This is a genomic window from Pseudomonas sp. JL3 (genome assembly GCF_031570575.1).
Taxonomy (GTDB): Bacteria; Pseudomonadota; Gammaproteobacteria; order Pseudomonadales; family Pseudomonadaceae; genus Aquipseudomonas; species Aquipseudomonas cucumis.
In genome coordinates this window covers 23,147-37,103 of record NZ_JAKWJK010000019.1, presented here as the reverse complement: position 1 = coordinate 37,103, position 13,957 = coordinate 23,147, and the positions used below count along the sequence as shown (strand labels likewise).

General features: G+C 58.4%; 14 protein-coding genes and 4 tRNA genes. 10 read left to right on the top strand and 8 right to left on the bottom strand.

Annotation, left to right across the window (positions count from 1 at the left end):
* Window positions 1-15 precede the first annotated feature (15 nt).
* Both MMG91_RS24695 and MMG91_RS24690 read left to right on the top strand, forming a co-directional pair.
* Window positions 16-1,116, top strand: coding sequence for an AI-2E family transporter (locus MMG91_RS24695; RefSeq protein ID WP_310660979.1), 1,101 nt, complete (start codon window positions 16-18; stop codon window positions 1,114-1,116).
* Window positions 1,117-1,138: 22 nt separating this feature from the next.
* Window positions 1,139-1,585: a potassium channel family protein gene (locus MMG91_RS24690; protein ID WP_305446941.1), complete on the top strand. Its 447-nt coding sequence runs from the start codon at window positions 1,139-1,141 to the stop codon at window positions 1,583-1,585.
* 11 nt (window positions 1,586-1,596) lie between these two features.
* Here MMG91_RS24690 and MMG91_RS24685 read toward each other — a convergent pair whose 3' ends face one another.
* On the bottom strand, window positions 1,597-2,064 hold the full coding sequence (locus MMG91_RS24685; protein ID WP_310661007.1) for an FAD/FMN-containing dehydrogenase: 468 nt from the start codon (window positions 2,062-2,064) through the stop codon (window positions 1,597-1,599).
* Window positions 2,065-2,192: 128 nt separating this feature from the next.
* Here MMG91_RS24685 and MMG91_RS24680 point away from each other — a divergent pair, with 128 nt between their 5' ends.
* The 5 genes from MMG91_RS24680 (at window position 2,193) to MMG91_RS24660 (ending at window position 5,636) form a co-directional block, all read left to right on the top strand.
* The gene (locus tag MMG91_RS24680; protein WP_052967624.1) at window positions 2,193-2,819 is read left to right on the top strand and encodes a DUF1780 domain-containing protein; all 627 of its coding nucleotides are present in this window, start codon (window positions 2,193-2,195) and stop codon (window positions 2,817-2,819) included.
* On the top strand, window positions 2,816-3,343 hold the full coding sequence (locus MMG91_RS24675; RefSeq protein ID WP_123721410.1) for an MOSC domain-containing protein: 528 nt from the start codon (window positions 2,816-2,818) through the stop codon (window positions 3,341-3,343). Before MMG91_RS24680 ends, MMG91_RS24675 begins: the two co-directional genes overlap by 4 nt.
* A 51-nt stretch (window positions 3,344-3,394) precedes the next feature.
* A complete protein-coding gene (locus MMG91_RS24670; protein WP_007938396.1) occupies window positions 3,395-3,568 on the top strand; it encodes a DUF3094 domain-containing protein in 174 nt (57 codons plus the stop codon).
* A gap of 60 nt (window positions 3,569-3,628) precedes the next feature.
* A complete protein-coding gene (locus MMG91_RS24665) occupies window positions 3,629-4,927 on the top strand; it encodes an NAD(P)/FAD-dependent oxidoreductase (protein ID WP_305446944.1) in 1,299 nt (432 codons plus the stop codon).
* 307 nt (window positions 4,928-5,234) lie between these two features.
* Window positions 5,235-5,636 (top strand): EF-hand domain-containing protein, encoded by a 402-nt coding sequence (locus MMG91_RS24660; protein ID WP_305446945.1) that lies wholly within the window; start codon window positions 5,235-5,237, stop codon window positions 5,634-5,636.
* A 105-nt stretch (window positions 5,637-5,741) separates the two neighbouring features.
* Here the strand turns inward: MMG91_RS24660 and MMG91_RS24655 are convergent.
* From MMG91_RS24655 to rluD, 7 genes are all read right to left on the bottom strand, one after another.
* Window positions 5,742-5,818, bottom strand: a tRNA-Pro gene (locus tag MMG91_RS24655).
* 95 nt (window positions 5,819-5,913) lie between these two features.
* A tRNA-Lys gene (locus tag MMG91_RS24650) sits at window positions 5,914-5,989 on the bottom strand.
* A gap of 5 nt (window positions 5,990-5,994) precedes the next feature.
* Window positions 5,995-6,071 (bottom strand) — tRNA-Pro (locus MMG91_RS24645).
* Between the two features lie 9 nt (window positions 6,072-6,080).
* Window positions 6,081-6,156 (bottom strand) — tRNA-Asn (locus tag MMG91_RS24640).
* Window positions 6,157-6,453: 297 nt separating this feature from the next.
* A complete protein-coding gene (gene clpB / locus MMG91_RS24635) occupies window positions 6,454-9,018 on the bottom strand; it encodes an ATP-dependent chaperone ClpB (protein ID WP_310660978.1) in 2,565 nt (854 codons plus the stop codon).
* Window positions 9,019-9,147: 129 nt separating this feature from the next.
* Window positions 9,148-9,873: a peptidoglycan editing factor PgeF gene (gene pgeF, locus MMG91_RS24630; RefSeq protein ID WP_310660977.1), complete on the bottom strand. Its 726-nt coding sequence runs from the start codon at window positions 9,871-9,873 to the stop codon at window positions 9,148-9,150.
* Window positions 9,870-10,832, bottom strand: a complete 963-nt coding sequence (gene rluD / locus MMG91_RS24625; RefSeq protein ID WP_007901932.1) for a 23S rRNA pseudouridine(1911/1915/1917) synthase RluD — start codon at window positions 10,830-10,832, stop codon at window positions 9,870-9,872. The genes pgeF and rluD overlap by 4 nt, the downstream gene beginning before the upstream one ends.
* A gap of 152 nt (window positions 10,833-10,984) precedes the next feature.
* Here rluD and MMG91_RS24620 point away from each other — a divergent pair, with 152 nt between their 5' ends.
* The 3 genes from MMG91_RS24620 to MMG91_RS24610 all read left to right on the top strand — a co-directional run bounded on the left by MMG91_RS24620 (window position 10,985) and on the right by MMG91_RS24610 (window position 13,956).
* On the top strand, window positions 10,985-12,007 hold the full coding sequence (locus MMG91_RS24620) for an outer membrane protein assembly factor BamD (RefSeq protein ID WP_305446948.1): 1,023 nt from the start codon (window positions 10,985-10,987) through the stop codon (window positions 12,005-12,007).
* A gap of 136 nt (window positions 12,008-12,143) precedes the next feature.
* Window positions 12,144-12,377 carry a PP0621 family protein gene (locus MMG91_RS24615; protein ID WP_305446949.1) on the top strand — a complete coding sequence of 78 codons (234 nt, stop codon included), beginning with the start codon at window positions 12,144-12,146 and terminating at the stop codon, window positions 12,375-12,377.
* Window positions 12,367-13,956 (top strand): PAS domain-containing sensor histidine kinase, encoded by a 1,590-nt coding sequence (locus MMG91_RS24610; RefSeq protein ID WP_305503341.1) that lies wholly within the window; start codon window positions 12,367-12,369, stop codon window positions 13,954-13,956. Before MMG91_RS24615 ends, MMG91_RS24610 begins: the two co-directional genes overlap by 11 nt.
* Window position 13,957 lies beyond the last annotated feature (1 nt).

Genomic DNA, 13,957 nt, shown 5'->3' with positions numbered 1-13,957 from the left:
TACAGGAGGTAATCAATGGTTCCCATATCCACTCTTGAAAAGGTTTTTTCCCGAGACCTGCTCGATGTACTGATTCGTGCCGGACTGGTTGCCGTCCTGGTGATGTTCTGCTTTCAGATATTCAGCCCGTTCCTGGATCTGATGCTGTGGTCGGTGATCCTGGCGATCACCCTCTACCCCTTGCAAGTCAGGTTCAAAGGCAAACTGGGAAACAAGGACGGGATCACCGCGACACTGATCGTATTGATCGTCATCAGTATTCTTATGGTGCCTGTCTATTTGTTGGGAGCCTCGCTTGCGGAATCCGTGGGAAGGGTCATGACCATGGTCAAAACCGACAGTTTCCATATTCCGCCACCGTCCGCCACGGTAGCCAGTTGGCCACTGGTGGGAGAACCTCTTTATAACTTATGGGCACAAGCGACCACTGACCTGCCCCATCTGGCGCAGAAATTCATACCGCAGATCAAAGGCGTCAGCCTCTCCCTGCTGAGCAAGCTTGCGGGTGTCAGCATGGGGCTCCTTTTATTCATCGTCGCCCTGATCATTGCCGGTATTTTTTTAGCGTATGGAGAAAGCGGCCACCGCAGCGCGGTGCGAATCGTTACGCGCTTCAGCGGTCCGATCAACGGGCCGAAAATCGCCGACCTGTGCACCGCCACCATCCGGGCAGTGGCGTTGGGGGTGGTCGGCATCGCGTTCATTCAGATGCTGTTGGTGGGCATCGGCTTTGTGTTCATGGGCGTCCCCGGCGCCGGTCTTCTCGCCTTGGCGGTGCTGCTGCTTGGCATCATGCAATTACCGGCGACCCTGATTACCCTTCCAGTCATCGTCTTTGTTTTCATGAGCGAAGGGGCCAGTACGGCGACCATTGTGTTTGCCATTTATGTGTTCATCGCGGGCTTGGTCGATAACGTCCTCAAACCGCTGCTGCTGGGTCGCGGTGTCGATGTACCGATGCCAGTGGTGTTGATCGGTGCCTTGGGCGGCATGGTCACGGGCGGTATCCTCGGCCTGTTTATCGGCCCTGTGATACTCGCGGTCGGCTATCAGCTGTTCTGGGAATGGGTGGATCAAGTGCAAGGGCCCGGGCCAGACAACCAGGGACAGACCTGACACGACGGCCGAGGAAATTCCCATGCTGTTGAATCTACTGGCCGGCCTTCCCGTGATGTTGTTCTGCCTGGTACTGCAAGCCATTTTCGTGACCATATGCCTGCGTCAATACGTGCATTTCAGGCATTCCAAACCGCCTGAAACGCAATGGCTGAATATCCTGTTGTTGTCGATGGTGATGCTGCTGATGTTACTGAGTAATTTCGTGCAGATCGCCATCTGGGCCACGCTGTTCATGCTGCTCAACGAATTCGACGAATTCGCCATCGCGATGTATCACTCGGCGGTCAACTTCGCCACGCTAGGCTACGGCGACATCGTCATGTCCCCTCGCTGGCGTCTGCTTGGCCCATTGGAGGCAGCCAACGGAATCCTGATGTTTGGTGTCTCCACCTCAGTGATGACCGCTGCGGTGATGGATGTCATAAAACACAACATGGACAGGCTACAGCAGCGTGAACGCCCATAGGCATGCGCCAATCATGGCAGGGCCTTCTCCAGCGCCTCACGCAATTGTGCCGCCGTGGCGTATTCGTGCTTCCCCACCAATTGCCCGTCCTTGAGCTGCAGCCACAGCACTTTATCCACGGCCCCGGGGTAGCGCGGCGCCACGCGACCATCACGGTCAAGCATCACTCGATAGGGATAATCGCGCATAGCCGGTACTGCGAACATCTTCGCGATCAGTCGAGGCATGCGCTGGATGTCCGCGACAAATACCGCGTGCCGAGCCTCCAGGTAGCCCTTGGGCTGGTCTTGCAGAGCGGCGCCGACCAGTTTAGCGGCGTCCATGCTGCGCGCCACCAACAGCGTCTGAGTCTGGTTATCGAGCGTGAAAGCCCGATCGAACTGATCAAGTAAGGTCCACGGCGCCAGGCGCTCGCCAACCTCCAGCGCCTGGGCCCAAAGCGGCAGAAGACTGAGCAATAACACCGGCCAATATTTCAAGTTCCACTCCTCATTCGAGCGCATAGGCGTAATAGCCATCAGTCTACACCGCCCGTTCCGGGTGCCCAGGCCTGCGTTTACCATTTCACGCTTTCTGCTTGTCGCAAATGAACGCTAAGCTTGGGCCTATGGATGACTCAGATTATTTACGCCTGCTGACCATTGCGGCCGAGCAAGCCAATACGTTCCTGTCCAATGCCCGCAAATGGGAGCGTGAGCGTTGGGTTTGCCAGCGCCTGCTGCAAGGCCTGAACATTCCCTATCGCGCCGACGAATTTGCCCCCGCCGGAGAGCCGCCGGACGTGTTGTTCCGCGACGCGAATTTCGAGGTATTTTTCGTGCTCGACGAAGGCCGGCGCCTCAACGACGAATGGCGCGACGAACTGCAACGTCGGCGCAGCGCGTTTTCCCTGAGCCAACTGGTGCGCCGCGAGGCCAAGCCCCGGCGCATCCCGGCCAATGAATTTCTGCTGAGACTGGCGCCGACCTTGCGTAAAAAAGCCCATAACTACCAAGAGAGGGGCATGGATTTGGGGGAGCTGGACATCATCGCCTTCGCCAGCCTCAAGCGCGAAGTACTGGACCTCAACAGCCACTTTCCGCCGCCCACCGAGTATCTGCGTCAGGGCTGGCGCTCGTTGTCGCTGGTCGGCCCGACCTTCGCCCGAGTGTTATTCGCCCATCCGGATGCCCCGGATTTCTTGCGCAGCAATCTGGGGCGCAGCATCGTTTTCGATGTCGGAATCAGCCTGTGAGTCCATTGCAGGAGCTGATCGCCGAAGTACCGCAACAAGGCCGTGTGCGCTGGATCGGTGTGCGACCGCAATCGCGCTCGCCGATGATCGAACTTGATGCCGTAGAAGCGCGGCTCGAGGCCGGGTTGACCGGTGATCATGCCCGGCCCGGTGTGCGCAATGCGCGGCAGGTGACGTTGATTCAGTGGGAACACCTGGCCGTCATCAATTCGCTGATGGGCCGCCCCGACGATCAACCGGTGCGACCTCAGGATCTGCGGCGCAATATCGTCGTCAGCGGCATCAACCTGTTCAGCCTCAAGGGCCGGCGTTTCAGGATCGGCCAGGCGATTTTTGAAACCAGCGGCTGGTGCCAACCCTGCGCACGTCTCGAAAACAACCTCGGCCCCGGGACCTTTCAGGCTGTTCGCGGACATGGCGGAATCACTGCCCGAGTGCTACAAAGTGGCATCATTCGCCTGGACGACAGGGTGAATGTCGAGCCGATTCCGGACAGCGGCTATGCTCCGTTCAACCCAGGATAAAAGCCCTGTAGCTTCTAAACATTCAGCAACGTCTACCTGACGAGGCCCAATATGACCAGCCGCCTGAACCCGGACGACCAGAAGCATGTCGAAGAGTACCTGCACCTGTCCCAGCACCAAGTCGAGCGCCGGCCTTTTCGGCCGTGGATGCTCCTGGTGGTGGTGTTGGCAGTGACCATTGGTTTAGGCCTGTTGAGCCGACTTATCAGTTACCTGACGCTATGAGCTGCATCGCGCTCGCTCGGGTAATTGCACCGATTTCTTTTAGCCTTGCGAGATATCCCCATGACTCATCGTATTGTCATCGTTGGCGGCGGCGCCGGCGGTCTGGAGTTGGCTACCCGTCTGGGTAAAACTCTGGGCAAGCGCGGCACGGCCAGTGTGATGCTGGTCGACGCGAACCTGACCCACATCTGGAAACCGCTGTTGCACGAAGTGGCGGCAGGTTCCCTGAACTCTTCCGAAGACGAACTCAACTATGTTGCCCAGGCAAAATGGAACCACTTCGAGTTCCAGCTGGGGCGCATGAGCGGGCTCGATCGCGCACAGAAGAAGATCCAGCTGGCCGCCACCTACGACGAGGCCGGTCTGGAACTGGTGCCGGCGCGCGAAGTAGCTTACGACTCGCTGGTGATTGCCGTCGGCAGCACCACCAACGATTTCGGCACACAGGGCGCGGCGCAGCACTGCTTGTTCCTCGATACCCGCAAACAGGCCGAGCGCTTCCATCAGCAACTGCTCAATCACTACCTGCGCGCCCACGCCGGGCAGACCGACAAAGTCGAGCAAATTAGCGTAGCGATCGTCGGCGCCGGTGCCACCGGGGTCGAATTGGCAGCGGAACTGCATAACGCCGCCCACGAACTCGCGGCCTACGGCCTGGACCGAATCAAACCGGAAAACATGCACATCACCCTGATAGAAGCCGGACCACGGGTGCTCCCTGCCCTGCCGGAACGAATCGGCGGGCCTGTGCATAAAACCCTGGAGAAACTCGGAGTCAACGTGATGACCAATGCTGCGGTCAGCGAAGTGACGGCAGACAGCCTGATTACCGCCGACGGCAAAGTGATCAATGCGAGCCTGAAAGTCTGGGCCGCCGGGATTCGTGCCCCAGGTTTCCTCAAGGACATCGATGGCCTGGAAACCAACCGCATCAATCAACTGCAAGTGTTGCCCACACTGCAAACCACCCGCGACGAGAACATCTTCGCCTTCGGTGACTGCGCGGCCTGCCCACAACCGGGCACCGACCGCAATGTGCCGCCGCGCGCCCAGGCCGCGCACCAGCAAGCTTCGTTGCTGGCCAAATCGCTGAAACTGCGGATCGAAGGCAAATCCTTGCCGGAATACAAATACACCGATTACGGTTCGCTGATTTCGCTGTCGCGTTTTTCGGCTGTGGGTAACTTGATGGGCAACCTGACCGGCAGCGTGATGCTCGAGGGCTGGCTGGCACGGATGTTTTATGTGTCTCTGTATCGCATGCACCAGATGGCGCTGTATGGCGCATTCCGCACGGCGATGTTGATGCTGGGCAGCAAGATTGGGCGCGGGACTGAGCCGCGGTTGAAGCTGCATTAACACACGGAGCGGGCTTGCTCGCGAAGGGGCCAGTACTTTCAACCTAGATGTTGTCTGTGATGCCGCTTTCGCGAGCAAGCCCGCTCCCACATTTTTTATTCATCGCCCTGCAGATCTGTGTCTCACTGTATCTCCCCCACTGATTCCACCCCTTCGCTTACAAACTCTGCGCTCCACGACACAGTAGCGATACACCACGCCCGCTAAATGGCCACACCCGAGCAAGGCACCGCCTGCTTCGGTCCTCGCCGCGCTCATGTGGCGTTCTTTATCGAGCGGTTGTGTTGTGCAACCCAGGAGATTTGTAATGTCCCGTACTACTACTCTCAGCAAAAACACCGTTGGCCTGCTTGGCGCCGTCCTGGCCGGAGGCATGATGTTGTCTGGTTCCGTATTCGCTTCGCAGCCGCTGACTCAGGGCTACCTGCTGGCCTCGGCCGACCAGGTCGTAAAGACGCCTGAAGGTAAATGTGGTGAAGGCAAGTGCGGCGATGCCTCGATGGCCAAAACCGATACCGATGATGACGGCAAAGTATCCCGCGCGGAATTTTTGAAAGTCGCACCCAAGGCTGACTTCGACAAGATCGACACCAACCATGACGGCCAAATCGACGAACAAGAGGCTTTCGATAACGTGAAAGCCAACTACGAAGCCAATGGCAAAAAAATGCCAAAGGGTTTGTTCGAGCACTTGAAAGACAATAGTTAAGCCTCTGAAGGCCCAAGCCCTGCCTCTCCATCGAGAAGCGGGGCTTTTTGCCTTTACAGCAGGCAAAAAAAATCCCCGTATCTTTCGATACGAGGATTTTTAATATGGTCGGGGTAAGGGGATTCGAACTCCTGACATCCTGCTCCCAAAGCAGGCGCGCTACCGGACTGCGCTATACCCCGGTAAAAAAAAGGCACCTTTGAAAGGCGCCTTCTGCGAACAGAGCTTTTGGCGTCTGATCTTAAGATTCGATTCCAGCGTTAACTGGTTTCAAAAATGGTGGGTCGTGTGGGATTCGAACCTACGACCAATTGGTTAAAAGCCAACTGCTCTACCAACTGAGCTAACGACCCAAAAATGGTCGGGGTAAGGGGATTCGAACTCCTGACATCCTGCTCCCAAAGCAGGCGCGCTACCGGACTGCGCTATACCCCGGTTTGAAATTGGCTCCGTGACCAGGACTCGAACCTGGGACCCAATGATTAACAGTCATTTGCTCTACCGACTGAGCTATCACGGAACTACATATTTCAATTACAACTGTGAAGCATGCTTCACCTCTTCGACCCGTTCGCATCGCTGCATTCGTGTGTCTGAGGCGCGCTATTCTACAATCTTAAGCACCTCTGTCAACCCCCTAAATTGCTTTCAAGTTAATGATTTGCAACTTATTTCAGATTCCTGCTTGGGGAGCAGAAACCCTTCAGGGCGACTTACTGCGGGGCGCACTTTACAAGCCTTTTCCTTTGAGTTCAACAGCCTAACGAAAAAAAGGCCTCGCAATGCGAGGCCTCTTTCATTTTGTTGCCGCCGTGGATCAGACAAAAACGATTTCGTCGTTCTCCACCACACCTTTGGCGGTCTCCCCGGGCAGGAAGCGACCCGACAGGATCAGCTGTGCCAACGGGTTCTCGATCCAGCGCTGGATCGCCCGTTTGAGCGGCCGTGCGCCATAGACCGGGTCGTAACCGACGGCGATCAGCTTATCCATCGCTTCAGGGCTGAGTTCGAGCTTCAGCTCGCGCTCGGTCAGGCGGCTACGCAGGCGACCCAACTGGATCTCGGTAATGCCGGCGATCTGATCCCTGGCCAGCGGCTCGAAAATCACCACTTCATCGACCCGGTTGATGAACTCCGGCCGGAAGTGTGTGGAAATCGCATCCATCACCGCCGCGCGCTGCGCTTCGCGATCCCCTACCAGCTCCTGGATCTGCACCGAACCGAGGTTGGAGGTCATGACGATCACGGTATTTTTGAAATCCACCGTGCGGCCATGGCTGTCGGTCAACCGGCCATCTTCGAGCACTTGCAGCAAAATGTTGAACACGTCCGGGTGGGCCTTCTCGACCTCATCCAGGAGGATCACCGAATAAGGCTTGCGACGCACCGCCTCGGTCAGGTAACCGCCCTCTTCATAGCCCACGTAGCCCGGTGGCGCGCCAATCAGTCGAGCCACGGAATGTTTCTCCATGAACTCGGACATATCGATCCGCACCATCGCCTCTTCGGTATCGAACAGGAACTCGGCCAGCGCCTTGCACAGCTCGGTTTTGCCGACACCGGTCGGGCCGAGAAACATGAACGAGCCGCTCGGGCGATTCGGGTCGGACAACCCGGCTCGGGAACGCCGCACCGCGTTGGAGACCGCGATCACCGCTTCGTCCTGGCCAATCACACGTTGGTGCAACAGGCTTTCCATCTTCATCAGTTTTTCGCGCTCGCCTTCGAGCATTTTCGATACCGGAATGCCGGTCCACTTTGACACGACTTCAGCAATCTCTTCTTCTGTCACCTTGCTGCGCAGCAACTGGTTTTCGCTTTTGCCGTGCTGATCGACCATTTGCAGGCTGCGCTCCAGGTCTGGGATCACCCCGTATTGCAGCTCGGCCATGCGGTTCAAGTCGCCCTTCCGGCGCGCGGCTTCCAGTTCCTGACGGGACTGTTCGATTTTCTGCTGGATCTGCGCAGAACCCTGTACTTCGGCTTTCTCCGAGTTCCAGATTTCTTCGAGGTCCGAATATTCACGCTCGTGACGAGCGATTTCTTCCTGCAGTTTTTCCAGACGTTTTTTCGCCGCGTCGTCGCTTTCTTTCTTCAGCGCCTGGGATTCCACCTTCAGCTGAATCAGACGACGCTCGAGACGGTCCAGCACTTCCGGCTTGGAGTCGATTTCCATACGGATGCGGCTGGCTGCTTCGTCAATCAGGTCGATGGCTTTGTCCGGCAACTGACGGTCGGTGATGTAGCGATGACTGAGCTTGGCCGCGGCGATGATCGCGCCGTCGGTGATCGCCACTTTGTGGTGAACCTCATAACGCTCTTTCAGGCCACGCAGGATGGCGATGGTGTCTTCTTCGCTCGGCTCGTCCACCAGGACTTTCTGGAAGCGCCGCTCGAGGGCCGCGTCCTTCTCTATATATTGGCGGTACTCGTTGAGCGTGGTTGCGCCGACGCAGTGCAGTTCACCACGAGCCAACGCAGGCTTGAGCATGTTGCCCGCATCCATCGAGCCTTCGCCCTTACCGGCGCCGACCATGGTATGCAGTTCGTCGATGAACAGAATGATCTGCCCTTCCTGCTTCGACAGTTCGTTGAGCAGGGATTTGAGGCGCTCTTCAAACTCGCCGCGGTACTTGGCACCGGCAATCAATGCCCCCATATCCAGGGACAAAAGGCGCCTGCCTTTGAGACCGTCCGGCACTTCACCGTTGATGATCCGCTGGGCCAGGCCTTCGGCGATGGCGGTTTTACCCACGCCAGGTTCACCGATCAGCACCGGATTGTTCTTGGTGCGGCGTTGCAGAACCTGAATGGTCCGGCGAATTTCATCGTCACGGCCGATCACCGGATCGAGCTTGCCTTCTTCGGCGCGCTTGGTCAGGTCGATGGTGTATTTATCCAGCGCCTGGCGTGACTCTTCCTGGTTGGCATCATTGACCGCCTCACCGCCCCGCAGGTTATTGATCGCATTTTCCAGGGCTTTCTTGCTCACGCCCTGACCGAGCAGCAATTTGCCCAACTTGCTGTTCTCGTCCATCGCGGCGAGCAGTACCAGCTCACTGGAAATGAATTGGTCACCCTTCTGCTGCGCCAGGCGATCGGCCTGGTTGAGCAGGCGCGCCAAATCCTGCGACATGTTCACATCGCCGGTCGGGTTCTGGATTTTCGGCAACTGATCAAGTGCTTTGGTCAGTTCTTTACGCAAGCTGCTGACGTCGAACCCCACCTGCATCAACAGGGGCTTGATCGAACCGCCCTGTTGTTCAAGCATGGCCTGCATCAGATGCGCCGGCTCGATAGCCGGATGATCGAGGCCGACGGCCAGGGATTGGGCGTCGGACAAGGCTAACTGCAACTTGCTGGTTAAACGGTCTATACGCATGGGTCACCTTCCTTTTGAGCAGGCCGGACCTATAAACATCCCGAATGAAGAAACCTGCCAGATACCTCACTAGATGTGGTCGATTCTGGAAGATTCAAGCGTCGTACAGTTGATGTAGATCAGAGAAGTCTAGCGTTCGAGCCAGACTAAAGAGGCAAACCGGCCGGTGCGGGAGCTACGGCGGTAAGAAAAGAAACGTGGATCGGTCACGGTGCAGAACCCGCCGCCGTAGACCGCCGTTACACCGCGAGCGGCCAGGCGCAAACGCGCCAGCTCATAGATGTCGGCCATGAACTTGCCGGCGTTTTGACTCGGTACAAAGGCTTTGGCGGCTGCAGGCAATTGCTGGACGAAGGTTTCGCGCACTTCCAGGCCGACTTCAAAAGCTTGTGGGCCAATGGCCGGGCCAAGCCAGACCAGCACGTCTTCAGGCGGCACGGCCAGACTGTCGAGGGTCGCTTCCAGCACACCCGCCGCCAACCCGCGCCAACCGGCATGGGCAGCAGCGACGCGGGTGCCGGCACGGTCGCAAAACAGCGCAGGAAGGCAGTCGGCGGTCATCGCGGTGCAAGCGATACCGGGTGTAGCCGTCCAGCTGGCGTCAGCGGTGACGACCAGGCCTGGATCCGCTTGTGCCACGACAATGCCGTGAACCTGCTTTAACCAGGCTGGTTGAATAGAGAAATGATCGGTGAGGCGACGGCGGTTTTCGGCGACAGCTTCGGGGCTGTCGTCGACGTGATCGCCCAGGTTGAGGCTGTCGAACGGCGCCAGACTGACGCCGCCCGCACGGGTGGTGACGCAGGCTTTCACCCCGGCAGGCGCAGGCCAGTCGGGAATCAGCCAGTCACTCATCCGATGAACGCCTCGCGGTCTTGCTTGAGCAGCGACAACAACCAGACGAAGTCATCCGGCAGTGGCGATTCCCAGCTCATGCGTTTACCGGTGGTCGGATGATCCAGCTCCAGGAACCGCGCATGCAGCGCCTGACGCGGGAAATTCTTCAGGGATTCGACCATGGTCACACTGGCGGCCGGCGGAATACGGAAACGGCCGCCATAGGCAGGATCTCCGACCAACGGGTAGTTGATGTGCGCCATGTGCACGCGAATCTGGTGCGTACGCCCGGTTTCCAGCTTCACCCGCACGTGAGTGTGGGAACGGAAACGCTCGAGCACGCGGTAATGGCTGACGGCTTGCTTGCCACCTTCCATCACGGCCATGCGCTGGCGCTGCTGGCCGTGACGACCGATCGGCGCGTTGATCTTGCCGCCGGCAGTCACCACACCGATCACGATGCATTCGTAGATCCGGCTGACGCTGCGGCTCTGCAATTGCGTGACAAGCTGTGTCTGCGCCTGAATGGTCTTGGCCACCACCATCAGACCGGTGGTGTCCTTATCGAGGCGATGCACGATACCGGCGCGGGGCACATTGATGATGTCCGGCACGTGGTGCAGCAAGGCGTTGAGCAAGGTGCCGTCAGCGTGACCGGCGGCAGGATGCACCACCAGACCCGCAGGTTTGTTGATCACCAGGATGTCGTCGTCTTCATAGACGATATCCAGCTCAATGTCTTGAGCGATCCATTCGCCCTGAGCTTCCTGCTCGGCAGTCAGCTCAAGAATGGCGCCACCGTGAACGATGTCTCGCGGGCGGATAACCGCCCCATCCACAGTCAGGCGGCCGTCTTTGATCCAGGCGGAAAGGCGCGAGCGCGAGTGCTCAGCGAATAATTGTGCGGCGACTTGATCGAGGCGTTGGCCGCCCAATTCGGACGGCACCTCTGCGCGAAGTTCAATTTTATCGGACATGCTCAGACTAGGCGTCGGCACAGCCTTTGGTTTCGGCTGCGCGCTTGTGGTTAAATACGGCGTCTTTTGCCCCGAGGCTTTTTCAACGGGGCGCTCATCATAACAGGACGGCCCCGCCCAAGACAGCGGCCGTCATAGGGACGCAAGCCGCCATGCAAGTGAAACACCTGCTGCTGATCGCCATCCTCGCATTGACCGCTGCTTGCTCATCGAAGGAAGTCGTAGACGAAAACCTGAGCGAAGTCGAGCTGTACCAGCAGGCGCAGACCGACTTGGACAATAATAGCTACACCAGCGCCACAGCCAAGCTGAAGGCACTGGAGTCGCGTTATCCGTTCGGTCGCTACGCCGATCAGGCTCAACTCGAGCTCATCTACGCCAACTACAAGAATGCCGAGCCTGAGGCTGCGAAGTCCGCCGCCGAGCGTTTCATTCGCCTACACCCGCAGCACCCGAACGTGGATTACGCCTACTACCTCAAGGGTCTGACCTCTTTCGACCAGGACGTCGGCCTGCTGGCGCGCTTTCTGCCGCTGGACATGACCAAGCGTGACCCGGGCGCTGCTCGCGACTCCTACAACGAGTTCGCCCAGCTGACCAGCCGCTTCCCGAACAGCCGCTACTCGCCGGATGCCAAGCAGCGCATGATCTACCTGCGCAACCTGCTGGCTTCCTACGAGATTCACGTTGCCGACTATTACCTGACCCGTCAGGCCTATGTCGCCGCCGCGAACCGTGGTCGTTACGTGGTGGAAAACTTCCAGGAAACCCCTTCGGTCGGTGACGGCCTGGCGGTGATGACTGAAGCCTACCAGCGTCTGCACCTGGACGAACTGGCCGCAACCACCCTCGAAACCCTGAAGCTCAACTACCCGAACCACCCAAGCCTGGTGGACGGTCAGTTCGTGCCCTCGAAGGACGAAGCCGACAACCGTTCGTGGCTGAGCAAGGCCACCCTGGGCCTGATCGAATCCCGTCCGCCGTTGCCGCCAGGTGAAACCCGCGCCAACCAGGACGTGCAGAGGCAGTTCCAGGATGCCAAGGACTCGATTCCGAACGAGCTCAAGCCTAAAGATGAAAACGGCGATGTGATCGAAGAAGAGGAACACGAGTCCGAAGCCAATACCACCGACCGCTCGTGGTTCAGCTACATGACCTTTGGCGTGTTCGACTGACGCTGAGTGTTGTGCCGAGAAGGCGCCTTTCGAGGCGCCTTTTTTATTACCGGATTTCAGGGGTGAGCGTATTGCGCTGTGCGCCTGACCCGTCCTTGGCTAAACTGCCAATTCATTAGTCAAAAAGCAGCTCACCATGCTTCGTTTATTGTTCTGGATCGCCCTGATTGCCGCTGCGGTATGGCTCTGGCGCAAGTTCAAGGCCCCGGTTTCGGGCGCCAACACGCCGCGAGAGCAAGACGCTCCACCCATGGTCCGTTGCGCTCATTGCGGCGTACATCTGCCCCGCGACCGCGCGCTCAAACTTGAACAACAGTGGTATTGCAGCCAGGCTCATCTTGAGCAAGGCCCGGGCTCCAGTGATCGCTGAGACGTCCAGTCCCGGCAACAAACAGGCCCGGCGACTGCTGCGCCTCTATCACCTCTACCGCTTAAGCGTCGGCATCACCCTGGTGCTGTTGATCTCCAGCAACATGGACAACCAGTTGCTGACGTTCGCCAATGACGACCTGCTGCGCAATGGCAGCTGGTTGTACCTGGTGCTGAATATCCTGCTGGTGGTCTTTCTGGGGAACACTCGGCGTCCGGCGCAGCTGTTCAGCCTGACGCTGGTCGATGTCCTGCTGCTGTGCGGCCTGTTCTACGCCGCAGGAGGCGTCGCCAGCGCCATCGGCAACTTGCTGATCGTGTCGGTGGCCATCGGCAATACCCTGCTGCGCGGACGAATCGGCCTGTTGATTGCTGCGGTCGGCGCCCTCGGCATCGTGGGTTTGAGTTTCCTACTGAGCTTCAGCCATCCCGCCAGCCCCAACGATTACCTGCAAGTCGGCACCCTCGGCGCCCTGTGTTTTGCTGCGGCATTGCTGGTACAAGGCTTGATCCGACGCCTGGAAGTCAGCGAAACCCTCGCCGAGCAGCGGGCCAGCGAAGTGCTCGGCCTCGAAGCCCTCAACGCACTGATCCTGCAACGCATGCGCACAGGCATTTTGGTGCTCGACGACCAACGGCGTGTGCAACTGGCCAATCACAGCGCGTTGACCTTGCTGGGCCAGGAAAAACTCGATGGCCAGTTGATCGACGACCACTCGATGCCGTTGGTCGAGCGGCTCCAACTGTGGTTCAACAATCCGACTTTGCGCCCGCAAAGCTTGAAAATCGCCAGTAATGGGCTGGAGCTGCAACCAAGCTTTATTGCCCTGGACCAAAGCCCGCACCACCAGACGCTGGTTTTTCTCGAAGACCTCGCCCAAATCGCCCAACAGGCCCAGCAACTGAAACTCGCCGCCCTCGGTCGCCTGACTGCCGGTATTGCTCATGAGATCCGCAATCCACTGGGCGCCATTAGTCATGCCGCGCAGTTACTGCAGGAATCCGAGGAACTGAACGGCGCGGATCGGCGTCTGACACAGATTATTCAAGACCACTCTCAGCGAATGAATCGGGTAATCGAAAACGTCCTGCAACTGTCCCGTCGCCAGCAAACCGTGCCACAACGGCTGGATCTGCGACCGTGGCTGGAGCATTTCGTCGCTGAAACCCGCGAAGGGGCGACCGAACGTCAGCAAATTCACCTGCACATCGGTTCCGGAGACTTCAAAACCCTGATGGATCCGAATCAGCTGACCCAGATTCTCGACAATCTGTTACGCAATGCCTGGCGTCATAGCGCCCTGAACCATGATCGGGCGCAGGCCTGGCTCGAGTTGTTTATTGATACGGACAGCCAGCTGCCGACCCTTGAAGTCCTGGACGATGGCCCCGGCGTGGCGCCGGACCAGCGCTCGCACTTGTTCGAACCGTTCTTCACCACCAGCAGCCAGGGTACTGGCCTGGGGCTTTATCTGTCCCGTGAGCTGTGCGAAAGCAATCAGGCCCGCCTAGACTTCAAACCACGCCAAGGCGGCGGCTGCTTTCGCATCACTTTTGCTCACGGACGGAAACAAAGTTGAA

Bases quoted from the DNA above. Each gene is read 5' to 3' on its own strand.
- MMG91_RS24660 (WP_305446945.1), top strand. From the start codon at position 5,235: ATGTCCCGTACTACTACTCTCAGCAAAAACACCGTTGGCCTGCTTGGC.
- rluD (WP_007901932.1), bottom strand. From the start codon at position 10,832: ATGTCCGATAAAATTGAACTTCGCGCAGAGGTGCCGTCCGAATTGGGC.
- MMG91_RS24690 (WP_305446941.1), top strand. From the start codon at position 1,139: ATGCTGTTGAATCTACTGGCCGGCCTTCCCGTGATGTTGTTCTGCCTG.
- MMG91_RS24695 (WP_310660979.1), top strand. From the start codon at position 16: ATGGTTCCCATATCCACTCTTGAAAAGGTTTTTTCCCGAGACCTGCTC.
- MMG91_RS24670 (WP_007938396.1), top strand. From the start codon at position 3,395: ATGACCAGCCGCCTGAACCCGGACGACCAGAAGCATGTCGAAGAGTAC.
- MMG91_RS24615 (WP_305446949.1), top strand. From the start codon at position 12,144: ATGCTTCGTTTATTGTTCTGGATCGCCCTGATTGCCGCTGCGGTATGG.
- clpB (WP_310660978.1), bottom strand. From the start codon at position 9,018: ATGCGTATAGACCGTTTAACCAGCAAGTTGCAGTTAGCCTTGTCCGAC.
- MMG91_RS24620 (WP_305446948.1), top strand. From the start codon at position 10,985: ATGCAAGTGAAACACCTGCTGCTGATCGCCATCCTCGCATTGACCGCT.
- MMG91_RS24680 (WP_052967624.1), top strand. From the start codon at position 2,193: ATGGATGACTCAGATTATTTACGCCTGCTGACCATTGCGGCCGAGCAA.
- MMG91_RS24665 (WP_305446944.1), top strand. From the start codon at position 3,629: ATGACTCATCGTATTGTCATCGTTGGCGGCGGCGCCGGCGGTCTGGAG.
- pgeF (WP_310660977.1), bottom strand. From the start codon at position 9,873: ATGAGTGACTGGCTGATTCCCGACTGGCCTGCGCCTGCCGGGGTGAAA.